At 71.8% G+C, this 24,298-nt stretch carries 21 protein-coding genes and 1 pseudogene; 9 read left to right on the plus strand and 13 right to left on the minus strand.

All coding sequences use genetic code 11. The annotated features are described in order from the left end of the window. Positions 1–4: 4 nt before the first annotated feature. From HNR00_RS01180 to HNR00_RS01200, 5 genes are all read right to left on the minus strand, one after another. The gene (locus HNR00_RS01180) at positions 5–1,144 is read right to left on the minus strand and encodes a Re/Si-specific NAD(P)(+) transhydrogenase subunit alpha (protein WP_183563532.1); all 1,140 of its coding nucleotides are present in this window, start codon (positions 1,142–1,144) and stop codon (positions 5–7) included. A gap of 121 nt (positions 1,145–1,265) precedes the next feature. Beyond that, the gene (locus tag HNR00_RS01185) at positions 1,266–1,559 is read right to left on the minus strand and encodes an aa3-type cytochrome c oxidase subunit IV (RefSeq protein ID WP_183563535.1); all 294 of its coding nucleotides are present in this window, start codon (positions 1,557–1,559) and stop codon (positions 1,266–1,268) included. 120 nt (positions 1,560–1,679) lie between these two features. Continuing rightward, positions 1,680–3,050, minus strand: coding sequence for an ABC1 kinase family protein (locus HNR00_RS01190; protein ID WP_183563538.1), 1,371 nt, complete (start codon positions 3,048–3,050; stop codon positions 1,680–1,682). 177 nt (positions 3,051–3,227) lie between these two features. Beyond that, positions 3,228–3,452, minus strand: coding sequence for an AbrB/MazE/SpoVT family DNA-binding domain-containing protein (locus tag HNR00_RS01195; RefSeq protein ID WP_183563541.1), 225 nt, complete (start codon positions 3,450–3,452; stop codon positions 3,228–3,230). 65 nt (positions 3,453–3,517) lie between these two features. Next, positions 3,518–5,395 (minus strand): M3 family oligoendopeptidase, encoded by a 1,878-nt coding sequence (locus HNR00_RS01200; RefSeq protein ID WP_183563544.1) that lies wholly within the window; start codon positions 5,393–5,395, stop codon positions 3,518–3,520. 323 nt (positions 5,396–5,718) lie between these two features. On the opposite strand from HNR00_RS01200, the gene HNR00_RS01205 reads away from it, so the two are divergent. The 3 genes from HNR00_RS01205 to HNR00_RS01215 all read left to right on the plus strand — a co-directional run bounded on the left by HNR00_RS01205 (position 5,719) and on the right by HNR00_RS01215 (position 11,095). Then, on the plus strand, positions 5,719–7,209 hold the full coding sequence (locus tag HNR00_RS01205; protein WP_183563547.1) for a sigma-54-dependent transcriptional regulator: 1,491 nt from the start codon (positions 5,719–5,721) through the stop codon (positions 7,207–7,209). A 268-nt stretch (positions 7,210–7,477) separates the two neighbouring features. Then, positions 7,478–9,235: a L,D-transpeptidase family protein gene (locus HNR00_RS01210; protein ID WP_183563550.1), complete on the plus strand. Its 1,758-nt coding sequence runs from the start codon at positions 7,478–7,480 to the stop codon at positions 9,233–9,235. 345 nt (positions 9,236–9,580) lie between these two features. Then, the gene (locus tag HNR00_RS01215) at positions 9,581–11,095 is read left to right on the plus strand and encodes a peptidoglycan L,D-endopeptidase MepK (protein ID WP_183563552.1); all 1,515 of its coding nucleotides are present in this window, start codon (positions 9,581–9,583) and stop codon (positions 11,093–11,095) included. A gap of 102 nt (positions 11,096–11,197) precedes the next feature. Here HNR00_RS01215 and HNR00_RS01220 read toward each other — a convergent pair whose 3' ends face one another. The 4 genes from HNR00_RS01220 to HNR00_RS01235 all read right to left on the minus strand — a co-directional run bounded on the left by HNR00_RS01220 (position 11,198) and on the right by HNR00_RS01235 (position 13,319). Further along, the gene (locus tag HNR00_RS01220) at positions 11,198–11,695 is read right to left on the minus strand and encodes a lipocalin-like domain-containing protein (RefSeq protein WP_183563555.1); all 498 of its coding nucleotides are present in this window, start codon (positions 11,693–11,695) and stop codon (positions 11,198–11,200) included. A gap of 95 nt (positions 11,696–11,790) precedes the next feature. Beyond that, positions 11,791–12,057 carry a DUF2312 domain-containing protein gene (locus HNR00_RS01225; RefSeq protein WP_003601858.1) on the minus strand — a complete coding sequence of 89 codons (267 nt, stop codon included), beginning with the start codon at positions 12,055–12,057 and terminating at the stop codon, positions 11,791–11,793. A gap of 119 nt (positions 12,058–12,176) precedes the next feature. Then, positions 12,177–12,485, minus strand: coding sequence for a DUF1244 domain-containing protein (locus HNR00_RS01230; RefSeq protein ID WP_183563558.1), 309 nt, complete (start codon positions 12,483–12,485; stop codon positions 12,177–12,179). Positions 12,486–12,545: 60 nt separating this feature from the next. Beyond that, positions 12,546–13,319: an N-formylglutamate amidohydrolase gene (locus HNR00_RS01235; protein ID WP_183563561.1), complete on the minus strand. Its 774-nt coding sequence runs from the start codon at positions 13,317–13,319 to the stop codon at positions 12,546–12,548. Positions 13,320–13,539: 220 nt separating this feature from the next. On the opposite strand from HNR00_RS01235, the gene HNR00_RS01240 reads away from it, so the two are divergent. Both HNR00_RS01240 and HNR00_RS01245 read left to right on the plus strand, forming a co-directional pair. Further along, a complete protein-coding gene (locus HNR00_RS01240; RefSeq protein ID WP_183563564.1) occupies positions 13,540–14,853 on the plus strand; it encodes a glycerate kinase type-2 family protein in 1,314 nt (437 codons plus the stop codon). A gap of 115 nt (positions 14,854–14,968) precedes the next feature. Then, positions 14,969–15,385 (plus strand): DUF1036 domain-containing protein, encoded by a 417-nt coding sequence (locus tag HNR00_RS01245; protein WP_183563567.1) that lies wholly within the window; start codon positions 14,969–14,971, stop codon positions 15,383–15,385. A gap of 36 nt (positions 15,386–15,421) precedes the next feature. Here HNR00_RS01245 and HNR00_RS01250 read toward each other — a convergent pair whose 3' ends face one another. After that, positions 15,422–15,979, minus strand: coding sequence for a GcrA family cell cycle regulator (locus HNR00_RS01250; RefSeq protein ID WP_183563570.1), 558 nt, complete (start codon positions 15,977–15,979; stop codon positions 15,422–15,424). Between the two features lie 432 nt (positions 15,980–16,411). Between HNR00_RS01250 and HNR00_RS01255 the strand changes: the two genes are divergently transcribed. Further along, a complete protein-coding gene (locus HNR00_RS01255) occupies positions 16,412–17,287 on the plus strand; it encodes a cell envelope integrity EipB family protein (protein WP_183563573.1) in 876 nt (291 codons plus the stop codon). 10 nt (positions 17,288–17,297) lie between these two features. Here the strand turns inward: HNR00_RS01255 and HNR00_RS01260 are convergent, their stop codons facing one another. Further along, a complete protein-coding gene (locus HNR00_RS01260) occupies positions 17,298–18,209 on the minus strand; it encodes an MBL fold metallo-hydrolase (RefSeq protein WP_183563576.1) in 912 nt (303 codons plus the stop codon). 185 nt (positions 18,210–18,394) lie between these two features. Here HNR00_RS01260 and HNR00_RS01265 point away from each other — a divergent pair, with 185 nt between their 5' ends. Together HNR00_RS01265 and HNR00_RS01270 are read left to right on the plus strand one after the other, a co-directional pair. Next, on the plus strand, positions 18,395–19,729 hold the full coding sequence (locus HNR00_RS01265; protein ID WP_183563579.1) for an ATP-binding protein: 1,335 nt from the start codon (positions 18,395–18,397) through the stop codon (positions 19,727–19,729). An 8-nt stretch (positions 19,730–19,737) separates the two neighbouring features. Then, positions 19,738–20,382, plus strand: coding sequence for a response regulator (locus HNR00_RS01270; protein WP_183563582.1), 645 nt, complete (start codon positions 19,738–19,740; stop codon positions 20,380–20,382). 5 nt (positions 20,383–20,387) lie between these two features. Here HNR00_RS01270 and HNR00_RS01275 read toward each other — a convergent pair whose 3' ends face one another. Then, positions 20,388–21,665: a DNA polymerase IV gene (locus HNR00_RS01275; protein ID WP_183563585.1), complete on the minus strand. Its 1,278-nt coding sequence runs from the start codon at positions 21,663–21,665 to the stop codon at positions 20,388–20,390. A gap of 43 nt (positions 21,666–21,708) precedes the next feature. On the opposite strand from HNR00_RS01275, the pseudogene HNR00_RS01280 reads away from it, so the two are divergent. Further along, positions 21,709–22,518 (plus strand): annotated as a pseudogene (locus HNR00_RS01280) (cobalt-precorrin-6A reductase); the annotation flags it as partial. Between the two features lie 136 nt (positions 22,519–22,654). On the opposite strand, the gene HNR00_RS01285 reads toward HNR00_RS01280, so the two are convergent. Then, the gene (locus HNR00_RS01285; RefSeq protein ID WP_246390146.1) at positions 22,655–24,250 is read right to left on the minus strand and encodes a glucosamine inositolphosphorylceramide transferase family protein; all 1,596 of its coding nucleotides are present in this window, start codon (positions 24,248–24,250) and stop codon (positions 22,655–22,657) included. Positions 24,251–24,298: the final 48 nt, after the last annotated feature.

Here is a 24,298-nt window from a genome sequence, read left to right on the forward strand (position 1 = left end):
GCGGTCAGGCTTTGGGCTGGAAGTTCGGGTGAACCACCTGACCGTCGCGGGTGAGGTTGGTCGCCTTGACGAGTTCGTCGTCCCACTTGATGGCCAGCGCCTTCGACTCCTTGTCGATCAGGGTCTCGACGAAGGCGTAGAGGTTGCGGGCGTAGAGGGCGGAGGCGGTGGCCGCGAGGCGGCCCGGCACGTTGGTGTGGCCGACGATCTTCACGCCCTTGTCGGTGGTGACGATCTCGCCGGCCTTGGCGCCCGCGACGTTGCCGCCGCGCTCGACCGCCAGATCCACGAGCACCGAGCCGGGCTTCATCGAGGCGACCATCTCCTCGGAGACGAGCTTCGGCGCCGGCCGGCCGGGGATCAGGGCCGTGGTGATGACGATGTCCTGCTTGGCGATGTGGCCCTTGACCAGCTCGGCCTGCTTCTTCTGGTACTCCGCCGACATCTCCTTGGCGTAGCCGCCGGAGGTCTCGGCCGACTTGAACTCCTCGTCCTCGACCGCGACGAACTTCGCGCCGAGCGACTCGACCTGCTCCTTGGTGGCGGGGCGCACGTCGGTCGCCGTGACGACCGCGCCGAGGCGGCGGGCGGTGGCGATGGCCTGGAGGCCGGCGACGCCGACGCCCATGATGAAGATGCGCGCGGCCGGGACGGTGCCCGCGGCGGTCATCATCATCGGCAGGGAGCGGCCGTACTCGGCGGCGCCGTCGATCACGGCGCGGTAGCCCGCGAGGTTGGCCTGGGAGGACAGCACGTCCATGACCTGAGCGCGGGTGATGCGGGGCATCAGCTCCATGGAGAAGGCGTTCACGCCCGCCTCGGCCATCGCCTTCAACTCGTCCTCATGGCCGTAGGGGTCCATGATCGCGACGACGGTGGCGCCCTTTCCGATCTTGCCGAGTTCCTCGGCGTTCGGGCGGCGCACCTTGAGGACGAGGTCGGCGCCAGACAGCGCCTCCTCGGCCGACGGGGCGATCTTGGCGCCCGCCGCCTCGTACTCGGAATCGGGGACGCCGGCCGTCGCGCCGGCCCCCGATTGCACCACGACCTCGCCGCCCAGGCCGACGAATTTCTTGACCGTTTCAGGGACGGAGGCGACCCGCGGTTCCGCGGGATCCGCCTCCGTCAAGACGGCGATGCGCATTCGGTTGCTCCCGTTCTTACAGCCGCCCATTCGGCGTGCCGGTATCCGAGCTATGTGGACGGCTCAATTGTCATGCAGCAAGGCCGGCCCGTATCCGGACCGGCCCTACGGCGGAAATTTTTCAGCTCAGGAAGAGGATACCGAGGAGGATGGCGAGGAGGACGGCCTGGGCCTTCCAGCCGACCGCCGGAACGAAGGATCCGAGGGCGGCGAGCCCCCAGGAGACAAGCACGCCGACGATCGCCGTGATCCAGGCCTCGTGCACGCCGCCGATGGCGAGCGCCACCACCCAGCACAAAACCGTGACCGTCCCGATCTCGACGAAGCGGATGAAGCCCCGATAGGTCTGCTCGTGGGTCTTCTCGTCCATCGCCGGGCTGTAATTCAGGCCCGAGAGGGTCTTCGTGTCCGCCATTGCGCGCCCGTTCCCTGACTTCGTTCTGCTTGTCACGCGCGGATTTAGCGCAAGGCAAAGCGGGGAGCAATCAGCTTGACCGGCCGGTTGACAAACGGATGACGGTTTTGTCGTGTCGGCTCAGGCCGGCCGTGGCAGCCCCGCCGCGTCGAGCGCGCTTCCCTGGCGCTCGGCCAGGGCGTCGAGCGAGAAGCGCTCGATCTCCGCCTCGAACAGGCGGTGGTAGTTCAGCTCCGAGCGCAGGTGCAGGAACACCGCCCCGAGACCCACTGCCGCACGGTCCATGAACACGAATTCCTGCGGGATCGTGACAGGGCCACGCTCCTTCAATGCCTGATGCACCGAGAACGCCTCGCGCCGGCCGTAGGCGCCGGGCGCGATACCGTCGGCGACGGTGCGGGTGCGGTCCTCGAGCAGCGGCCCGTAGATGAAGCGGGCCCAGATGTTGAGGATGTCGACCGTCTCGCGGTCGAGCTTCTTGAAACCCCACACCTCGTAGGCGTGGACGATCCGGTCGCGGTCGTTCTCCAGCAGGCCGCGATAGAGATCGACGACGCCGCCGACGAAGCGCGGGTGGAAGATGCGGACGCAGCCGTAATCGAGCAGGTTGATGCCCTGCGGCTCGCCGCCCTCGGAGAAGACGGTGTAGTTGCCGAGATGCGGGTCGCCGTGGATGACCGCGGCGCGGCTGAACGGGTGCCACCACGCCTTGAACATGGCCTGGGCCAGCCGGTTGCGGGTCTCGATCGGCGAGCCCGCGAAATTCAGGATCTTCTCGCCGTCGAGCCAGCCGAGCGTCAGCAGGCGCTTGGTCGAGAGGTCGGTGCGGACCTCCGGCACGCGCACCGAATCGATGTCCTTGAGGACGGCACCGTAGAGGGCGGCGTGCTTGGCCTCGCGCTCGTAATCGAGTTCCTCGCGCACCCGTGCGCCGATCTCCTTGGCGATCTCGGTGGTGTCGAGCCAGGAATTCATGCGGCGGTGGAAGGCGAAGGCGACCTGAAGCTGCTTCAGGTCGGCCTCCACCGCCGACTGCATGTCCGGGTACTGGAGCTTGCAGGCGAGCGGCGCGCCGTCGAGCGACACGGCGCGGTGGACCTGACCGAGCGAGGCCGCCGCCGCGGGCTTCAAGTCGAAACTCTCGAAGCGGCCCTGCCAGTCGGCGCCGAGCTCGGCCATCATCCGGCGCTTGACGAAGGCCGCGCCCATCGGCGGCGCGTCGGCCTGCAGTTTCTGCAACTCCGCCGCATATTCGGGCGGGAGCAGGTCGGGCACGGTGGCGAGCAGCTGCGCCACCTTCATGATCGGGCCCTTCAAGCCGCCGAGCGCCTGGGCCAGCGCGGCGGCGTTGGTGGGCGCGGCGCCATCCTTACCCCCGAACAGGCGCGCGGCGGCCATCCGGGCGGCGACGCCCCCGACATTGGCGCCGACGCTGGCGTAGCGGCTCGCGCGGGCGGTGAAGCGGTTGGCTTCGCGATCGGTCTCGGCCATGGCCTTGCGGATCATTCCTGATGGGGATGTGATCCGAGATAGGCGCGGCGGCACGCCTCGCCCAGGGCGCTGGGACGGCGCGCCGCGGAGGTTACGCTTCCGGCCAGTTGTCGCGAATCCAACGGATGAGTCCGGGCTGGCCCGAACGAGATCGTACGCCCGCCGCGAGGACCCTCTTCACTTCTTCAGTTCGGTGAGGGCGTTCCGATAGGTGTCCATCGCCTTCTCGGCGACTTTCATGCCCTTCTCGAAGGCCGGATCGTGCGGCGAGAGGTCCAGCGTGCCGTCTGCGTTCACCGTCGCATACAGCGAAGCGCCTTGATCCAGCTTGAGCCTGCCAACGAGGTCGTCGGGCAGGATCAGGCCGAGTGAATCGCCGATTTGCTGAACTTCGAGCTTCATGGCCTCGGCTCCGTGCAGGTTCGATCGATCATAACACGCACGGAGCCGCCTTCATCGGGGAACGGCTACGCCGCCTCCATCCCCTCCAACTCGGCGATCATTCCCTCGATCATCCCGAGTCCGATCTGCCAGAAGCCCGGATCGCTGGCATCCAGCCCGAACGGCTTCAAGAGTTCGCCGTAGGGCTTCGAGCCGCCCGCCGAGAGCAGCGCGAAGTAGCGCTCGACGAAGCCCGGCTCGGCGCGGGCGTAGACGCCGTAGAGCGAGTTCACGAGGCAGTCGCCGAAGGCGTAGGCGTAGACGTAGAACGGCGAGTGGATGAAGTGCGGGATGTAGGCCCAGAACGGCTCGTAGCCCTTGTCGAGGGTGATCGCCGGCCCGAGGCTTTCGGCCTGCACGGACATCCACAGCGCGTTGATCTCGTCGGCCGTCAGTTCGCCCTTGGCACGGGCCAGATGCACCTTCCGCTCGAACGAGTAGAACGCGATCTGGCGCACCACCGTGTTGATCATGTCCTCGACCTTGGCCGCCAGCATCGCCCGGCGCTGGGTCGGGTCGGTGGTCTCGGCGAGGAGCTTCCTGAAGGTCAGCATCTCGCCGAACACGCTCGCGGTCTCGGCGAGCGTCAGCGGGGTCGGGGCCATCAGGGCGCCGTTGGGGGCGGCCAGCACCTGATGCACGCCGTGGCCGAGTTCGTGCGCCAGCGTCATCACGTCCCGCGGCTTGCCCTGGTAGTTGACCAGAACGTAGGGGTGGGCGGACGGCACGGTCGGGTGGGCGAAGGCGCCGGGCGCCTTGCCGGGCCGGGTCGGCGCGTCGATCCAGCCGCCGTCGAAGAATTTTTTTGCGATCCCCGCCATGTCCGGCGAGAAGGCGTCGTAGGCGTCGAGCACCGTATCGCGGGCCTCGGCCCAGGGGATCGTGCGCTGCTCGACCTTCGGCAGCGGGGCGTTGCGGTCCCAGTAGGGCAGCGCGTCCACGCCGAACCACCTGGCCTTGAGCCGGTAGTAGCGGTGCGACAGGCGCGGATAGGCGGCGCGCACCGCCTCGACCATCGCGGCGACGACCTCGGGCTCGACGCGGTTCGAGAGGTGGCGGGCATCCGCCACGTCCTTGAAGCCGCGCCAGCGGTCGGAGATTTCCTTGTCCTTGGCCAGCGTATTGGTGATGAGCGCGAAGACGCGCAGGTTCGCCCGCAGCGTGTCGCCGAGCGCGACCGCCGCCTCCTGGCGCACTGCGCCGTCGCGGTCCTGAAGCTTGTTGAGGGTCGGCTCCAGGGTGAGCTGCTCGCCCTGCACCGAGAAGCGCAAGGCCGCGATGGTCTCGTTGAACAGCCGGTCCCAGGCGGCGTTCGCGGTGACCGACTTCTCGAGGAACAGTTTTTCGGTGCGGTCGTCGAGCTGGTAGGGCTTTTCCGCCCGCAGGTCCTCGATCCACGGTCGGTATTGGGCGAGCGGGCCGTCCGCCATCGCCCGGTCCATCACGGAATCCTCGACGCGGTTCAGCTCCAGCCCGAAGAACAGGAGGTCGCCGGAGGCCGCGGTCAGCCGCTCGCGGGTGTCGCCGTAGAACTTGGCGCGGGTCTCGTCGGTGGTGTCACCGGAATAGACGAGGCCGGCGAACGACATCAGCCGGCCCATCAGGTCCTCGATCGCTTCAAAAGCCGCGACCGCCCGCCCGAGTTCGACCGAAGCGTCGGGGCCCGCGGCGATCTCGACGATGCGGCCCGCATAGCGCTCGGTGAAGGCGCGGGCCTCGGCCTCGGCCCGTTCGAGGTCGTCGCGGAAGGCCGGCGAGTCGATGCCGGAATAGAGGTCGCTCAGATCCCATTCGGGCAGCACGCCGAGTTCGACCGCCTCCGTCGCGCTGCGCAGGGCCGAAAGACCGTCCGGGGCCCGCGCCGGTTCCGGGGACAGGGCGGCGGTGACGGCTCGGCTCGACATTGATTGGGCTTCCTCGCGAAGAGACGGGTCAAGGCCGGCGAGCCCGCCCGTGTTCCGGATGCCTGATATCGAGCGCCGGGCCCCGCCGATCAACTCGGGTCCGCCCTCGACGCACAAGGGGGCGGAACGCCGCGCGAAAATGCCGTGCAAGCCCCCCGAAAACCCTTTCGAGCGGAATGTGCGGGCGTCGTTAAGCGCCGCTTTACGCATCTGGGCGACCTTGTGCGCCGAAACGAAACAGCCCGCTCCGCGCCCGATCGGCCCCGCTCACGCGGTGCGCCGCGCGCGGTCGGCCGGGAAAAGCGGAAAGCGAGGCGCCCCGCATGTCCACCACCGTCCTGATCATCGACGACGATCCCGTGCAGCGCCGCCTCGCCGAGGCGATGGTGCGCCGCCTCGGCTTCGAGGCCAGAATCGCCGAGAACGGTCTCGACGGCCTCAACCTGCTGCGGGCGGGCGAGGGCATCGACGTGGTGCTGCTCGATCTCGTCATGCCGGGCGGGATCGACGGGCTCGGCGTGCTGGCCGAGATGCGCAAGGCCGGCATCGACACGCCGGTGATCGTCCAGACCTCGAACGGCTCCATCGACGCCGTCGTCAACGCGATGCGGGCGGGCGCGGTCGATTTCGTGGTCAAGCCGGCGGGCGCCGAGCGGCTCCAGGTGTCGATCAAGAACGCGCTCCGCGTCGATCAACTGGAGGAGGAGGTGCGCCGGATGCGCCGCCGCGCCTCCGGTTCGCTCGGCTTCAAGGATCTGGCCTCGAAGAGCCCGGACATGGAGCGGGTCATTCGGCTGGCCGAGCGTTCGGCGAAATCCAACATCCCGGTGCTGATCGAGGGTGAATCCGGCGTCGGCAAGGAGGTGCTGGCCCGCGCGATCCAGGGCTCGGGCGAGCGGCGCGGCAAGTCGTTCGTGACGGTCAATTGCGGCGCGATCCCCGACAACCTCGTCGAATCCACCCTGTTCGGCCACGAGAAGGGCGCCTTCACCGGCGCCACCGAGCGCCATGTCGGCAAGTTCGTCGAGGCGTCCGGCGGCACGCTGTTCCTCGACGAGATCGGCGAACTGCCCCTCGACGCGCAGGTGAAGCTCCTGCGCGCGCTCCAAGAGGGCGAGGTCGATCCCGTCGGCGGCAAGCGGGCGGTGCGGGTCGACATCCGCCTGATCTCGGCGACGAACCGTTCGCTGCTCGACCTCGTCAAGCAGGGCAAGTTCCGCGAGGACCTGTATTACCGCCTCAACGTCTTTCCGATGACGCTGCCGCCGCTCAGGGCCCGCCGCGAGGACATCCCGGACCTCGTCCGCTCGTTCTGCGCCCGCTTCGCCGCGGAAGAGGGCAAGCGTCTGCGCGGGATCACCCAGGAGGCCATGGCGCTCCTCTCGCGCTATCCCTGGCCCGGCAACGTGCGCCAACTGGAGAACGCGCTGTTCCGCGCGGTGGTGCTCGCCGACGGCGACGAGCTGACCGTGGCGGAGTTCCCGCAGATCGCCGCGCAGGTCGAGGGCTTCGACGTGCGCATCCCGCCGGTCCCGAACCAGCCGGTGCTGCCCGCGGGCGGGATGGAGCCGGTGCGCGAGATCGTCCGCGTCGAGGTGCGCGATCCGCACGCGATGTCGCTCGTGGTCGAGGACACCGGCGAGATGAAGACGATGGAGGCGGTCGAGGCGGAGACCATCCGCTTCGCCCTGCAATTCTACCGCGGCCGAATGTCCGAAGTGTCCCGCCGCCTCGGAATCGGCCGATCCACCCTCTACCGCAAGCTCAAGGAACTCGGCCTCGACGAGGAGGAGCGCTCCGACGACGCGGCGTGAGGCCAACACGGCCGGCGCGACTTAAGATTGCCCAAAGGCGGGCAAGCGAAGTCGTGCGGCAGCGCCGTGTAACCGGACGCGAAGAGCGCCCCGCGCGGCGGCCCCGGCTCTCTGCCGATGCGTCCAGCGGAGCGAAGCCTGAGGCTGCGGACGCAGCCGCCGGCGCTTGAGGCCCACACACGAACAGTGCGGTTGCGTACGGCCGCGCTTCGAACGATGATCTTTAACGATGGCTGCGGCAATCTCGGCCGTCGCCAGGGAGAGCCGCATGCGCGCTGACACGGGAGCCGGATCGAGCGTGGCGCGGACTCTGTCCGTCGCGTTCGCGGCCCTCCTCGCCCTTGCCCCGGCGGGCCGGGCCGAGGAGATCGGCGCTGCGGCGCCCGGGGCGACGATCCGCAAGGCCGCGGTCGAGACAGACGGTCCGTCGGCGGCTCCCTCCGCGGCGCCCTCGGCGGTCGCCCCCCCTGCGGCGGAGGCTCCGGCCACGGGATCGGCTCCCTCCGCCGAGGCGCCTGCTGCGTCCGAACCCCCGGCCCCGGCGGCGGAGGCCCCGCCCGCGCCCGTGGCGCCGAGCGAGCCGTTGCCGGCGGCTCTCTTCGCCCGCCTCAACGATCCCGCCCCCCTGCTCCAGCGCCTCACGGCCAAGGACCGGGAGGCGATGCAGGCCTTCTACGCGCTCGGCAACTTCAAGCCCGCCTGGATCGAGGCCGGCGCCTTCACTCCGGCGGCGACCGCGGCCATCGAGCGCCTGCGCGCGGCGGCCGAGGACGGGCTCGACCCGAACGCTTATCCGGTGCCGGTGCTGGGCAAGCTCAGCCGTCCCGACACCGACGCGGAGCTGGCGGAGGCCGACCTGAAGCTCTCGGCGGCCATCGCCCTCTACGCCCGCGACGCACGGGGCGGGCGCGTCAACCTCGCCTCGATCTCGAAGCTCGTCACCCCGAGCCTGGACCTGCCGACGGCGGACGCGACGCTCGCCCGCGTGGCGAGCGCGGGGCCGAAGGCCGGCGAGACCCTGCAGGCCTACAACCCGCACCAGCCGGGCTACCTCGCCCTGAAGAGCCGGCTCGCGAGCTCGCGCGCAGGCCGGCCGCCGGATGCCCCTTCCGAGACCTCGCACAAGCGCGCGAAGGCCACGGGCGGCGAGGCCGAACTCCTCGTCAACATGGAGCGCTGGCGCTGGCTGCCGTCCGAGCTCGGGCCGGACTACGTCTTCGTCAACGTGCCGGAGTTCAAGCTGCGGGTCTTCCGCAACGGCGCCCTGAAGGACGAGACCCGCGTCATCGTCGGCAAGACCGAGAGCCCGACTCCGACCTTCTCGGGGATGATGGAATACGCGGTCGTCAACCCGTCCTGGTACGTGCCGCCCTCGATCCTCAAGCAGATGCTGGCGTCCGGCCGCACCGCCGGGTTCGAGGTGGTGCGCCGCGGCGGCCAGATCTCGCTGCGCCAGCCGCCGGGCGAGCGCAACGCGCTGGGCTTCATCAAGTTCATGTTCCCCAACCAGCACGCGGTCTACCTGCACGACACGCCGAACCGCTCGCTGTTCTCGGCGACGAATCGCGCCTTCAGCCACGGCTGCGTGCGCGTGGACGATCCGTTCCGCTTCGCCGACGCGGTGCTGCCGGACTGGACGGAGGAGCGGCTGAAGAAGCTGATCGGCAAGGGCGAGCGCACCCTGCGCCTGCCGGAAAAGCTGCCGGTCCACCTCGCCTACTTCACGGCTTACGTGGACGAGTTCGGCGCCTACCGCACGCTGAACGACCTCTACGGCTACGACGGCCCGATGAAGGTGGCGCTCGGCCTCGCCGCGCGCTCGGATGCGGTTGCGCGCGTCCCTGCCGGCAAGGCGAAACAGGCCGCGGGCAACCGCCCCGTTGCGCCGACGCCGAGCACCGTGCGCGACGTGCATCGTCCCGCGCCGCGCCAAGCCGTCAGGTCCGAACCGCGGCGCAACGTCGACATGTTCGGCGAGCCCTGGCCGTCCGAGCCGGTGCGCCGGGAGACGCGGAGCTTCTGGTAGCCGCCGCGTCTTTACCTTCGGTCGATCCCGCCCATCCCCCTCATCCTGAGGTGCCCCTTGCCTTGGCAAGGGGCCTCGAAGGAGGCCTCCAGGAATCGTGCGGCTAGCTGGCTCTCCTTCGAGGCCCGCTGATGCGGGCGCCTCGATGAGGGTGTGGGTGGGAAAAGCCACGCGCCTTCGCAATTCACAGCGGTTTCGCCGTCCCCGTGCGCCGACGCTCTTGCGCGGCACTTTTCCGCCACGGTTGGCCCCCAGCATCGCCACGGTTGCCTCTTAGCCGTCGATCCGACGGTCGGCGTGCGACCCAACAGGGTGGGCTCGACCCTCCCGGCGGAGGTGAGGACAATGCTGCAGGGTCGCTTGCGAAACCGCGTGCCTGCCCTCTTCCCGCTTCCCGGGCGGCGGCGCCTCGCCGCCATCGTCGCCTCGGTCGCCGCCGCGCTCGTCGCCGGCACCGCCGACACCCAGGACGCGGTCGCCAACGGCGACACCCGCGAACTCTCGATGGTGCATCAGCACACGGCTGAGACCATCACGGTCACGTTCAAGCGCGACGGGCGCTTCGACCGGGCCGCCCTCGACCGGCTCAACTGGTTCCTGCGCGATTGGCGCGAGAACGAAGCCACCAAGATGGACCCGCGCCTGTTCGACGTGGTCTGGGAGGCGAAGCGCTCCATCGGCTCGACGGGTCCGATGCACATCGTCTCCGCCTATCGCAGCCCCAAGACCAACGGGATGCTCCGCCGCGCGTCCTCCGGCGTCGCCGAGACGAGCCAGCACATGGCCGGCAAGGCGATCGACTTCTTCCTGCCGGACGCCAGCATCGATCAGCTTCGCGCCGCGGGCATGCGGCTCCAGCGCGGCGGCGTCGGCTGGTATCCGCGCTCCGGCTCGCCCTTCGTCCATCTCGATGTCGGCTCGGTCCGCGCGTGGCCGCGGATGACCGGCGACCAGCTCGCCCGCCTGTTCCCGGACGGAAAGACCGTCCACCTGCCCGCCGACGGCAAGCCGCTCGCCCGCTACGAGGAGGCCCGCGCCGAGATCCTGGCCCGCGGCGGCACGGTCTCCGGCCAGACCATGGTGGCGAGCGCCGACGAGATCGACGACGGCCCCGGCCTGAAGGGCTTCTTCGCCTCGCTGTTCGGCGGCGGCGCGAGCCCGGCGCCGGCCGCAACCGTCGCCGCTGCCCCCGCTCCGGCGAAGAGCCGGACGAAGCCGACCGTCGTCGTGGCGAGCGCCGATCCGACGGTCGCCATCGGCGCGCCCCAAGCCGCGACCCAGACCCCCGCGCAAGCCCTCGCCTACGCCGCGCCGAACGCCTCGGAGGCCCTGCGCGACGCCGCGCTCCGGTCCGGCACGCCCTCGGCCAAGGAGCTTCTCACCGGCATGGCCGTTCCGGCCGGCTCGGTCGTCGCGCCACTGCCGCCCCGCCGCCCCGCCGACTTCGCCGCGGTGGCGGGCCTGCACAGCGTGCCGCTGCCGCCGCGCCGCCCGATCCAGCTCGCCTCGCTCGACGGCTCGGGGCTCGCCGGCATGGCCAACCTCGCCCCATCCACGGTCGAGACCTCCGCGGAGACCGAGACCGCCGAGGCCCCTGCCCCGCTCGTCCCAGCCGATGCCGACCCGCGCGAGCAGGTCCGCAGCCTCTTCGTCGCCGCGGTCCAGCCCTCCGCTGCCCCGACCGCTCCGGTGCGCGTGGCCCAGGTGCGCCCATTGCCCGACGCGACGCCCCCCGGCGCGCTCTCGATGCCGGATGGCAGCACGCCCGCCGGGCGCTTCACCAAAGCGTTCGCGCCGAGTGCGTTTCCGGCTGCCCGCCTCGACCGCGCGGTGACGCAGCCGGCTCTGCTGCGACACTGACCGGCGTCTGATCACCCTCTCGGGGTTCCGCCGCTCCCCCCTCTCCCCGCACGGCGGGGCGAGGGGATGCGCGGGGCCCGAGGCGATCAGCCGAGAATCACATCAATCCTTCCCGCGCACGAAGGTGACGATGCTGCGGGTCTCGCCCTTGTCGGCCCAGTTGGGCATGACGCGCCACGGTGTCAGCACCCGCAGGCGCTCGCCCTCCAGCGTGAACATGCGGGTCTGCTCGGTGCCGACCCATTTCGGGTCCCAGGCCACGTCGACCTTGGCGGTCCAGCTGTCGCCCTCGGTGCGGAAGGTGCCGGAATAGGAGACCAGAGTCCCCAGCAGGGCGGCGCGCTGCGCCTCCGTCCCGGCGGGCTTGCGGCCCTCGCCGGTGAGCACGAAGAAGAGGCGGTTCTCCGGGGTAAAGTAGGCGTAGCCGGTGGGCTTCTCGCCCATCACCGGCGCCTTGCTCCCGTCGGTGCGGACCTCGACCTCGTAGGAGACGAGCGTCCACAGGCCGGTCAGCCGCGGATCGGATTCCGCACGAACCGCGCCGGGCACGGCGACCGCCGCGAGGGAGAGGATGGCGCCGAAGCGGCCCGATCTGCGCATGAAGAACCTCGTCCGGCGTGGAAGCTTCGCTCCAACGCGGGACGGGGCGATACGATGCCGGCCGCCCTGAGACGGACGGCGCGGTTCGTAACCGGCTACGCCATCCCGAGCGCTTGCAGGTACAGCTCGAGGATCGCCTCCTCCTCCTGGCGCTCGTCGTGGTCGCGCTTGCGCAGGGAGATGATCTTGCGCAGCACCTTCACGTCGAAGCCGTTGGCCTTGGCCTCGGCGTAGACGTCCTTGATGTCGCCCGCGATGCCGGCCTTCTCCTCCTCGAGCCGCTCGATGCGCTCGATGATGCTCTTGAGCTGGTCGGCGGCGACCGAGGACGGGTCGACGGCGGGGGCAGGCGATGCGGCCATGGCGGCGCTCCTTCGTGCGGGAGGCGGGCCGACCCCCACGGGCCGGCGCGCCGGATCGTCCCGAGGTAGCCCATCAACCTTACCCAGCCGTTGATGCGCCGCTGCGCTCAGTGCCGCACTCAGTGACCCTTGGCCTGGCTCGCGTCGAAGCGGGCCTGCTGGTCCGGGCTCGCCTCGGTCTGGTGCTGCCGCTTCCACTCGTCGTAGGGCATGCCGTAGACGTGCTCGCGGCTCTGGTCCTTGGTGAGCCCGAGGCCGCGCGCGTCGGCGGCGTCCTTGAGCCAGTTCGACAGGCAGTTCCGGCAGAAGCCGGCCAAGTTCATCATGTCGATGTTCTGCACGTCGGTGCGGTCGCGCAGATGCGCGACGAGGCGGCGGAACACGGCCGCCTCCAACTCGGTCTGCGTGGTGGGGTCGATCTCGCTCATCGTGACGAATCCTGGCGGTGACGGAGGTCGTCCCTCAGGTCGTCCCGCGGCACCGGGCCGTCAAGCCGCGTTGCGCAGCATCGGCCGCAGGAGGCCCGCGAAGCGATGCGCCCACTCCTCTTGCCCCTCCGGCCCGCCGATCAGATCCTGCCGGATCTCGATCAGCGCGTTGGGCAGGCCGCGGGCGGTGGCGTGGCGGTCGATCGTGTCGCCGGGGAGCCCCCCGCCGTAGGGCTGGTTGTCGCCGACGCACAGGCCGGCCGGATCGGCCTTCAGCGCCGCGATGATCGGGTGGGCCATCCGCGCGTCGTGATCGTAGAGCACGCCGACCTGCCAGGGCCGCGCGACCGTGCGCCAGAACGGGGTGAAGCTGTGCAGGGTCAGGATCATCGGCGGCGCGCCGGCCTGCTCGCACCGCGCCACCGCCGCGTCGACCGCCCGGTCGAACGGCGCGTAGAAGCGCCGGATGCGCTCGGCGATGCCCGCGGCATCGATGCGGGCGTTGCCCGGCACGATGGCGCCGTCCGAGAGGCGCATCACCAGCGTCGGGTCGCGCTTCCCCCGATTCGGATCGATGATCAGGCGGGAGAAATGCGTCAGCACCGCCGGCACGCCGAGCAAGCCGGCGAGCCGGCGCGTCACCGCCGCCGCGCCGATGTCGTAGGCGATGTGGCGCGAGAACTCCCGCTCCGGCACGCCGAGACGGGCGAGATCGTCCGGCACGTGGTTCGAGGCGTGCTCGCACAGGAGGAGCAGACCGCGGGCGGGATCGCCCTCGATGGTCTCGGCGGGCTCTTCCGGGTGAAGAATGGTCGCGGGATCGGGGCTGAGCATGGCGCTTATCTGGGCCGGCCCGTGTGCTTCGACAGAGCCGGTGGGCCGGCAGGACGCCCGATGCGGGATCGATGCCGGAATTGCGCGCCGTTCTCGGAAGCACCACCAAAAAGAATGCTGTGCCCTTCGAAAGTTTTGTGAAACGGCGAAGGCTTGCCGCGCCGCCGGGGCTCGGGCAAGCACAGGACAAACCAGACAAGACGCTGCCGCGAGGACGCCCATGACCGCCCCTGCCCCGACCGATCCGGCCATCCGGGAGCGGCGCGCCCTGCTGTCCGCCATCCTCGACGAGGCCATCGCTGCCGCGCACCCGCGCAAGTGCCTCGTCGGCCACCTGCCGGCGCCGACGCCGGGCCGCCTGATCATCCTGGGCGCGGGCAAGGCCGGCGGCTCCATGGCCGCGGTGGCGAGCCGCTTCTACCGCCAGGAGCACGGCGTGCCGGAGGACCGCATCGTCGGCTTCGCGGTCGCCCGCCACGGCTACGGCGAGGACGCGCCGGGCATCCGCATGGTCGAGGCCGGCCACCCGGTGCCGGACGCCGCCGGCATCGAGGCGACCAAGGAGACGCTGGCGCTCGCTGCAAGCGCCGGCCCGGACGACGAGGTGCTGGTGCTGCTGTCCGGCGGTGGCTCGGCCAACTGGATCGCCCCCGCGGGCGACCTGACGCTCGCCGAGAAGCAGGCGATCACCAAGGCGCTGCTGCGCTCGGGCGCGCCGATCAACGAGATCAACGCGGTGCGCAAGCACCTGTCCCGGATCAAGGGCGGCCGCCTCGCCGTGGCGGCGCGAAATGCCAAGAAGATTCTGACGCTGGCGATCTCCGACGTGCCGCACGACGACCCCTCGGTCATCGCCTCCGGCCCGACCGTGCCCGATCCCTCGACGCTGGCGGACGCCCGCGCGATCTGCAAGCGCCGCGGCATCACGCTCCCCGACTCCGCCGTCAAGCTGCTGAACGATCCAGCCAACGAGACCCCGAAGGCGGGCGATCCGGCGTTCGCGCGGGCCGAGTACCGCATCATCGCCCGCCCGATCGACGCGCTGGAGGCGGCGGCCGAGGCGGCCAGGCGCGCCGGCTACGAGCCGGTGATGCTGGGCTCCGATCTCGAAGGCGAGGCCCGCGAGGTCGCCGCCGAGCACGCGCGTCTCGCTCTCGACGCCAAGGCCGAGGGGCGCCGCGTCGCCCTGATCTCCGGCGGCGAACTCACCGTGACGATCCGCGGCGAGGGCGACGGCGGGCCGAACCAAGAATATGCGCTGGCGCTCGCCGTCGCCCTCGACGGCGCCGCGGACATCGCCGGCATCGCCGCCGACACCGACGGCACCGATGGCGGCCGGGGTGCCGCCACCGATCCGGCCGGCGGCCTCGTCGATCCCTCGACCCTGGAGCGCGCCCGCGCCGCCGGGCTCGATCCGCAAGGCATGCTGACGGACAACGATTCGACGCGATTCTTCGCCACCATCGGCGATCTCGTCCAGCCCGGTCCGACCCGCACGAATGTCAACGATTGCCGCGTCATCCTCGTCGGTTGAATCCGGGTTCCCAAAGGGATCATCCCTTTGGCGGGGCGCCGGGGCGGAGCCCCGGCTTCCCTCCAAGGCCAGGGCTCTGCCCTGGACCCGCGAAAGGACTCGTCCTTTCGAAACCTTGATTGGGCTAGGCGCCTGCTTGCTCGCGTTGCTGCCGCTTCCGGCGCGCGCGGACCTGCGGCTCTGCAATCAGACCGGCAGCAAGGTCGGGGTGACGCTCGGCTACCGCGATGCGCAGGGCTGGGTCACCGAAGGCTGGTGGGACCTGAAGCCCCGCGCCTGCGAGACCCTGCAGAAGGGCGTGCTCGCGGCGCAGTTCTACTACGTCTACGCCGTCGATTACACGCGCGGCGGCGAGTGGGGCGGCCGGGCGATGATGTGCACCCGCGACACCGCCTTCACGATCCGCGGCGTCGAGGATTGCCTCGCCCGCGGCTTCGACCGCAACGGCTTCATCGAGGTCGATACCGGCCAGCAGAAGAACTGGACGATCCAGCTCTCCGACCCGGGCCAGCCGGTCACCGGCGGGCCTTAAGGCGGCAGCGCCGCCTCACGCGGGAAAGCGAGCCGACTACCGCATGCCCGCGACGCGCCGGTCGCGCTTGCGCTCGGCCGCCGGCTGGTAGGCCACCTGGGCGTGCTGGGTGCAGTAGGGCAGTCCGGTGATGGCGCGGGCGCCGCAGAAGCGGAAGTCCGGCGTGGTCGGGTCGCCCATCGGCCAGCGGCACATCGAGTCCCGCAGGTCCATGATGGTGACGCGCTCGGACACCGCCAGCGCGACCGGCTGGGCCGACGGCGCGGGCGCGGCGGCGGCGGGCCGCGGCTCCAGCGGGAAATCCGGTGCAGGGCGGTGGGCGACGATGGCGGGCGGCTCCGGCAGCGTCGGCTCCTCGACGATGACGGCGGTCTCGATCTCCACCTCGTCGGCCTTGCGCTGTCCGTTGACGGCGGCCGGACCGATCGGCTTCACGCGGCCGGCGAGACCGAGGCGGTGGACCTTGCCGATCACGGCGTTGCGGGAGACGCCGCCGATCTGGAGAGCGATCTGGCTCGCGCTGAGCCCGTCGTCCCACAGGCGACGAAGCAACTCCACGCGCTCATCCGTCCAGCTCGGGACCGCTTCCGTCATTGCCCCCTCCACCCGTCGCGGCCCTTCGCGGCCGAACAACCCAAGACCGCTCCGCGCGCCGGCCCACGACACGGGCCGCCTCGTCGGGGCCGCCGGGCGGCCCCGCACAGGTCGGTTAACAAAACGCCGAACAACCGTTCGGCGATGTCGGGGAGACTACAGGACAGCTCGACCACGGAGCAAGGGTCGCGGCGGTGCCCGCGCCGGTTTCCACCGTGAATCGGCGGCGGGCGGCGCGGCGCCGCCGCCGCCCGCCGCCTGCGCCCGTCAATGTTTACAAGCCACTGCCGGATATCGACAATTTTACGAAACGGCCGCCGCCGAACCTGGCGTCGCGAAAGGACTTCGACCCGTGCATTTGCATGCACCGGCGCATCGACTATCTGTCGGGCACCCGGTCACGCGACCGGCCAGAAAACTTCCGGAGTTCGCATGCGCCTGCGCCTCGCACCGGCCCTCCTGATCCTTGCCGCGACCGGCGCCTCGGCGGCTGGTCCCGCCGCGCCGGTTCCGGACGAGGCGGCGCCCCGGCTCGCCAACCATCGCGCGGTCTATGACCTGTCGCTCGCCAAGTCCGAGGGGACGCGGGCGGTGGAGGGCGTGCGCGGGCGCATCGTCATCGACTTCTCGGGCGATGCCTGCCGCGGCTTCACCATGCAGACCCGTCAGGTGACGATGCTCGACTCCTCCGAGTCCGGCAACCGCACCTCGGACCTGCGCAACTCCACCTTCGAGAGCGGCGACGGCGGCAGCTTCCGCTTCCGCACGGCCACCTTCCTCAACAACGTCCCCTCGCCGGCCGTCGACGGCACCGCGGAGGCCGCCGCCGAGGCGCTCAAGGTGAAGTTGAAGGAGCCCAAGCGGGCCGAGTACCAGACGGCGGGCGAGGTGATGTTCCCGGTCCGCCACATGATCCGCCTGCTGAAGGCCGCCAAGGCCGGAGAGACGACCGTTTCCGCCAAGGTGTTCGACGGCTCCGACGACGGCCGCAAGGTCTACGACACGCTCGCCGTGATCGGCCGGGCGAGCGCGGCGCCCGCCGCCGACACCGAGCGCGACAAGCCGCTCCGCGAGGGCGACCTCGCCGCCATGCGCCGCTGGCCGGTGACGCTGAGCTACTTCACCGCGGGCGAGGGCGAGCGCACGCCGATCTACACCCTGACCTTCGACCTTTACGAGAACGGCGTCAGCGGCCGCCTCAACCTCGATTACGGCGACTTCGCCATCGCGGGGAACCTGACCCAACTCGACCTGCCCGAGGACAAGGGCAAGGACAAGGGTGCGGGCGCCACCGATTGCCGGCGCTGAGGGCGCTTCCTCAGGTCAGCACGTAGCCGGCGCCGTCCCGCGCGATCCGGCCCCGCACGGCCATGTGCATGCCGGCGACCCGAAGGCTCTCGCTCGCCGCGCGGTCGATCAGGCGACGGCGCGTCGCGATCGCCTGCGCCGGATCGGCATCCCAGATCACGGTCCAGTCCGGATGCGGCATCTGCAGCAGCCGCGAGTGGATCACGTCACCCCAGATCAGCAGCCGCTCCGCTCCGTCGGCGACGAGGACGCCCATGTGGCCGGGCGTGTGGCCGGGCAGCGGCAGGGCGTGGACGCCGCCCGTCAGCTCCACCTCGCCCGCGATGCGCCGGACCCGGCCGGCATAGGCGCCGAGCACGGCCGAGGCGGTGTCGAACATCGGGCCGAGGGCGGCCGAGGCGTTCGCCCGCGCGCCCGTATCGGACCAGAAGGCGACCTCCCGCTCCTGCAGCACGAGTTCGGCGTTGGGAAAACGCGCCTGCCGCTCCGGCGTGAGGAGGCCGCCGATATGGTCGGCGTGCAGGTGGCTCAGCCAGACCGTCTCGACCTGATCCGGCCGCACGCCCTGGCCGGCGAGCGCGTCGCTGACCCGGTCGAAGCCCGGTCCGAACACGGTGCCGCAGCCGGCGTCGAGCAGCCAGTGCCGCTCGCCGCGGCGGATCAGGAAGGCGTTGACCGGCTCCGGCGAGGGGCCGCTCGGCGGCAGGCCGGCGCCCTCCAGCAGGCCTCGGCCGGCGGGACTCTCGGCACCCGGGATCATGCTCGGCTCCAGCGGAAACAGCCCGTCCGTCAGCGGGACCACGGTGAACGCGCCCACCCGCCACGGTCCGCTGGCGGTCTCGGCGACGGCGGGCCGGTGCAGGGCGAGGGGCAGCAACGCGCCCGCACCGAGCAGGCTGCGGCGGGTGATCGGACGGGGCATCGCGGACTCCGCATGGTTCGGGACCGCCATCCTCGCGGGCCGGCCCGCCGGGGCCAGGGAACCGTGCCCGCATCGACCGGGCATTCTTCCCGAGCGCGTCCGCGGCGGCTTGCGCAGCAGGGCCGTCCGGGTACCAAATCGTCGGAAACCGCATCCGCCGAGAGTGCCTCGACCATGAGCGTCCGTTGAATCTCGCCGCCCATCTCGGCCTGCGCCTGGCGCTGGTCGCCCTGCTCTGCCTCGCCGGCGCGGTCGCCTGGACGCTCGCGGAGGCGCGGTCCGGGCTGGCACACGAGGCGGCGGTCTCGGCCGAGCGGATCGCGGCGCAGTTCGGGCGCCAGCCGGGCCTCGGCAGCGCGGGCCCCGCGGCGCGGCTTGCCGGCGATTCGCCCTCCGCCGCCCCCGCGGTGCTGACGCTGCTGCCCGGCATCTGCGCGGAGATCCGCCTGGGTGCCGAGGCGCCCCGCCGCTATTGCGGCGACTGGGACGGCCTCGACGCCGCGCCCGCCGGGCTGCGCGCCGCGCTCGCCCCGCGCGCCGAGGCGGTGACGGCGGAGCGGGCCGTGCTCTATCGCGGGCGTGCCGTCGGCAGCGTCACCGCCTGGCCCGATCCGCAAGCCGCCGCGAGCCGCATCTGGCGACAGGTGCGGCTCGCGGGCGGCCTCGCCCTGGCGCTCGCCGCTGCGACGGCCCTCCTCGGATGGATCGCCACCGCCCGTCTCGTGGCGCCGGCCGGCCGGATCGTGCGCGGCCTGGAGCGGTTGGAGACGGGAGCGCCGGCCTCCCCGCTGCCGCGCTTCGCGGCGGCCGAGTTCGATCGCATCGCCTCGGCCTGCAACGGGCTGGCGGGCCGGCTCGCGGCGGCGGAGATCGAGCGCATCGACCTCCTCAGGCGCCTCGTCGCGGTGCAGGAGGAGGAGCGCCAGGTGCTCGCCCGCGACCTGCACGATGCCTTCGGCCAGTGCCTCGCAGCCGCGGGCGCCCGCGCGGCGTCGATCGAGGCGGCGGCGCCGCGCGACCGCGAGGACCTGCGGGAGGAGGCCCGCGGCATCGAGGCGGTGGTCGCGAGCATGCGCGAGAGCCTGCGCGGGGCGCTCGCCCGCCTCGAACTGCCGGACCTCGCCGGGGCCGGGCTGGTCGAGGCCCTGCGCGATCTCGTGGCGCAGTGGCGGGGGCATGTCCGGGCGGGGCCGAGCCTGCATCTCGACGCCGCCGGCGATCTGTCGGGACTACCGCCGGAAACCTCGGCGGGCCTCTACCGGATCGCGCAGGAGTTGCTCACCAATGCCCTGCGCCACGGCCGCCCGAGCCGGGTGTTCCTGCGGCTCGAAGCCGGCCCCGGTGCCGCGACGCTCACGGTGGACGACGACGGCGGCGGCGATCCCGCCCGCGCCCTCGCGGCCCCCGGCCGGGGCCTCACCGGCATCCGGGCCCGGCTCGCGGCGCTCGGCGGAAGCCTGTCGCTCACCGGCACGGGCAGCGGCCTGCGCGCCCGCGCCACCGTGCCGATGCCCGCGTGAGGCGCGACATGACGACCGTCCTGCTCGTCGACGACCATCCGGTGGTGCGCGAGGGCTACCGCCGCCTGCTGGAGCGGCAGCCGGGCCTCACCGTCGTGGCCGAGGCCGAGAACGCGGCCGAGGCCTACCGCCTCTACAAGGCGCACGCGCCGGATCTCGTCGTGCTCGACCTGTCGCTGCCGGGCCCGAGCGGGATCGAGGCGATCCGGCACATCCGCCAGTGGGACCCGGCCGCCCGCATCCTCGTGTTCAGCATGCGCACCGGCGCGGCGGTCGCGCGAAAAGCCTTCGCCGCCGGGGCCTGCGGCTATGTCAGCAAGGCGAGCCCGCCGCGCGAACTGCTCGACGCGGTGGCCGCGGTGCTGCGCGGCGTGCGGGCGATGAGCGCCGACATCGCCCAGGCGATCGCGCAGGATGACGTCTTCTCCGGGCGCGCGGCCCTGGACGACCTCACGGCGCGCGAGGTCGAGATCCTGGGGCTGACGGCGGGCGGGATGACCGCCCAGGCAGTGGCGGACGCGCTCTGTCTCAGCCCGAAGACCGTGCAGAACAACCTCTCGCTGATCCGGGCCAAGCTCGGCGCCCGCACCGACGCGCATCTCGTCTGGATCGCGATGGGGGCCGGGCTCGTCTCGGCGCCGGACCGGGTCTGACGCCGTCAGCCCCGCCGCCGTTCGGGCTCTCCGGTGAAGACCAGCCCGCGCTGGATCGCCCCCGCGCCGAATTTCTCCCGCACCCGGTCGAGGGCGGCCTCGCGGCGGGCCAGCCGCTCGATGCCTTGGTCGGCCAGATCGCCCCGGTCGGCGTGGAGCCCGGCGCAGAGATCGCCGCCGCCGATGCCGATGAGGCGAAAAGAGGTGCCGTCGCAGGCCGCGCGCAGCATCGGCTCGCTCGCGCGAAACAGGCTCTCGGCGAGCTGCGTCGGTTTGAGGCCGCCGCGGGTGCGCGTGCGCAGGCGGAAGCGCGCATCCTTCAGCTTCAGGGTGACGCTGCCGGCGGCGAGATCCGCCCGCTTCAGCCGGGACGAGACCCGCTCGCACAGGCGCCACAGGATCGGGCGCAACTCCTCGAAGCGGGCGATGTCGGCGGAGAACGTCGTCTCGGCCGAGACGCTCTTGGCCTCGCGGGTCGGGCGCACGGCCCGCGCGTCCCGGCCTTCGGCGAGCGCCAGCAGGCGCAGCGCGTCGCGGCCGATGGCGCCGTGCAGCCGCTCCGCGCCCACCCGCGTCAGGTCGCCGATCCGGTGGACGTTGAGGCCGGCGAGCCGGTTGCGGGCGCTCTCGCCGATGCCGGGCAGAATGCCGACCGGGCGCTCCGACAGGAAGGCAGTGGCGTCCTCGCCGGCGATGATCGAGAAACCGCGGGGCTTGTCGAGGTCGGAGGCGATCTTGGCCAGGAACTTGTTCACGGACAGCCCGACCGAGACCGTGATGCCGATCTCGGCCTCGACCCGCGCACTGAACCGCGCGAGCGTCAGGGCCGGGCTCGTACCGTGCAAGCGCTCGGTGCCGGAGAGGTCGAGGAACGCCTCGTCGATCGAGACCGGCTCGACCAGCGGCGTCAGCGCGAGCATCATCGCCCGCACCTCGCGGCCGACGCGAGAATACTTCTCCATGTCGGGCCGGACGACGACCGCCTCGGGACAGCGCTTGAGCGCCTCGAACATCGGCATGGCCGAGCGTACGCCGGAGATGCGGGCAAGGTAGCAGGCGGTCGCCACCACCCCGCGCTTGCCGCCGCCGACGATGAGCGGCCGGTCGCGCAGGGACGGGTCGTCGCGCTTCTCGACGGCGGCGTAGAAGGCATCGCAATCGACATGGGCGATGGTCAGCCGGTCGCGGGCCGGATGGTCGAGCAGCCGCGGCGAGCCGCAGGCGCGGCAGCGCCGGGCGCCCTCGCTTTGCGTCGTCAGGCAATCGCGGCAGAAGGGGGACACTCGGACCTCCGCCTCCAGCCGGCGGCTTGAGGACAGTGTACGAATGACGAACGCGGCGGGCCAGGGGCAGGTGGGCGACGAACGCCGCCGTCCTCCGAAAATTCTGATCCGAAAAATTTTGATTCTTGGGGGCACCACCGAGGCGAGCGCCCTCGTCGCCCGGCTTGCCGGTCGGCCCGAGTTCGACCTCACCCTTTCGCTCGCCGGGCGCACCGCCGCGCCGCGGCCCGAGCCGGTGGCGACCCGCATCGGCGGCTTCGGCGGACCGGAGGGTTTGGCGCGCTGGATCGAGGCGAACGGAATCGATGCGGTGATCGATGCGACCCATCCCTTCGCCGCCCGCATCTCGGCCAACGCGGCTTCGGCCTGCCGCGCCCACTCCGTGCCGCTGCTGGCGATCCGCCGCCCGTGCTGGGCGCGGCAACCGGGGGACGACTGGATCGAGGTGGGGAGCGTGGCGGCCTGCGTGCCGGCGCTCGGCCCCGCATCGAAGAACGTCTTCCTGACGATCGGGCGGCAGGAGCTGTCCGCCTTCGCGGCGGCGCCGCAGCATGCCTACCTGGTCCGCACCATCGAACCCGTCGGCGACGCGCTGCCGGTGCCCCGCGTGACGGAGCTGCGCGCCCGCGGGCCCTTCACCCTGGAGGACGAGATCCGGCTGATGCGCGAGGCCGGGATCGATCTGCTGGTGACGAAGAACTCGGGCGGCGCGGCGACCTACCCGAAGATCGAGGCGGCGCGGCGGCTGGGGGTGCCGGTCGTCATCGTGCAGCCGCCGGTGCTGCCGGAGGTGCCGTCGGTGAGCGATGCGGAGGGCGCTGCCGAGTGGCTTGCTGCGCATCTTGCAGGACGAGCGCGGGTCCCCTCCCCCTTGTGGGGAGGGGTTCGGGATGGGGGTGGTGCAGAAGGCACCGTGACGCTCGATCCTGCGCGACCCCCACCTCCAACTCCTCCCCACAAGGGGGAGGAGAGCGCGTCGAGCGTGAACGTCACCGCCAGCGCGGCGCCCGGCCCGAGCCGTCGATGAATTCGAACTCCGTACTCCGGTTCAGCGTGTGCAGCCGGGTGCCGGGCCAGAGCGGGCCGGGGCGCAGGATGGTCTCCACCGTTTGTGAAAACCCTTCCTCGTCCAGCCGATCGATGCGGGCGAGCGCGAGCGCCGCGCCGTAGCCGGCGCGTCCGTCCTGCACCGGGCGGATCAGCCTGCCGCCGCGGGAGACGATCCGTCCGGCGGGGCGGGCGGCGGCGATGTCGATCAGCACGGGGTTTCCCGGATGCGGCACGAAGGGCCCGCGGAAATCCGGCGCCGACCACAGGCACAAAGCGTCCGAGAAGGCGCCGCGGGGATCACGCGCGGTGGCGCCGTCGCGGATTGTCGCGAACAGCCACCAGCGGCCGCCATGCTCGAGCAACGTCGCGTCGCTCGCGGTGACGCCGGAGAGAAGTGTCGCCTCCTTCACCCAGCCGCCCGGATAGGCGCGTGCCCGGTAGAGATCGACCGTGCCGTTCCGGCTCGCTTCCGGCACCATCCAGGCGGCGCCGTCGCGGGCGAAGACGAAGGGGTAGGAGAGATGCCACGGCTCCTCCAGCACCGGCCGGGGCGCGCCCTCCGGCCCGTCGGGGCCGAACGGTACGGCGGAGATCACGCCCTTGCCGGTGGCGTGCGGGTATTCCTCGACGAACAGCACCGTGCGGCCCTGCGCGTCGAGCGGGAACGGATCGGCGTAGAAGCGCCGGCCGTCGTCGGGCAGCACGCGCCAGCCATCGGCCGGATGCGCGCGGAGGTCGAAAAGGTCCGGCCCGTCGAGCCGGCGCCAGCCGACCCGCCAGTGCGGGGCGCGGTAGCAGAGCCGGTAGAGGCGGTGGACGACCGCCCGCGCCAGCACCCGCAGGGCGCGCTCGCCGAGCGCGGCGGGCGTGAGGGCGAGGCGCTGCGCTTCGGGCTCCGAGGCGGGGTCGGCGGGGCGCGCGCCCGTCAGCGCCGAGGCCACGAGGGTGATCGTGCGCATCAGCCCGTCCTCGAACGCGGCGAGCATCGTGCCGGGCGTCTCGCTGCCGAGGCGCCCCGCGGCGACGCGGCGGGCGCCCTCGCTCAGCGTCGCCACGGGGGCATGCCCGGCCATCAGGGCGGCGAGCAGGGCGGCCTCGCCGCAGGCGCCGTCATAGGCGAGCCTCCAGACCGGGCCGGACTCGGCATCGCCGCACAGGTCGAGGGTGAGGTCGGGCGGTGCGGGGGCGGCGCGATAGGCGTCCAGCGATCCCGGCGGCAGCGGCGCGGCGGGGCCATCCGTCGGCATCCGGCCCAGGATCGCTTCGAGGTGGAACAGCCGTTCGGCGCTGCCGGTCAAGCCGCCGGGGCCGGGGCGGTCGTCGAGGGCGATGCCGAGGCCCTGCGCCGTCAGCCGGTCGAGGAGCAGCCGATGCCAGCGGCGCGGCCGGGCGCCGTCGAGGCGCAGGCGCAGGCGGCGGATCGGTCGGTCGGCGTCTCTCTCGCCGGGGAAGTTTGGATTGGCGCGGTCCCCTCCTCCCCCGTGTGGGGAAGGGGCAGCGGTGGGGGTCGGGCAGGAGGCACCGGGGCGCTTCATCCTGAACCACCCCCACCTCCGGCTCCTCCCCGCACAGGGGAGGAGAGG

Origin of the sequence: Methylorubrum rhodinum (assembly GCF_014199935.1) — a bacterium.
Classification (GTDB): domain Bacteria; phylum Pseudomonadota; class Alphaproteobacteria; order Rhizobiales; family Beijerinckiaceae; genus Methylobacterium; species Methylobacterium rhodinum.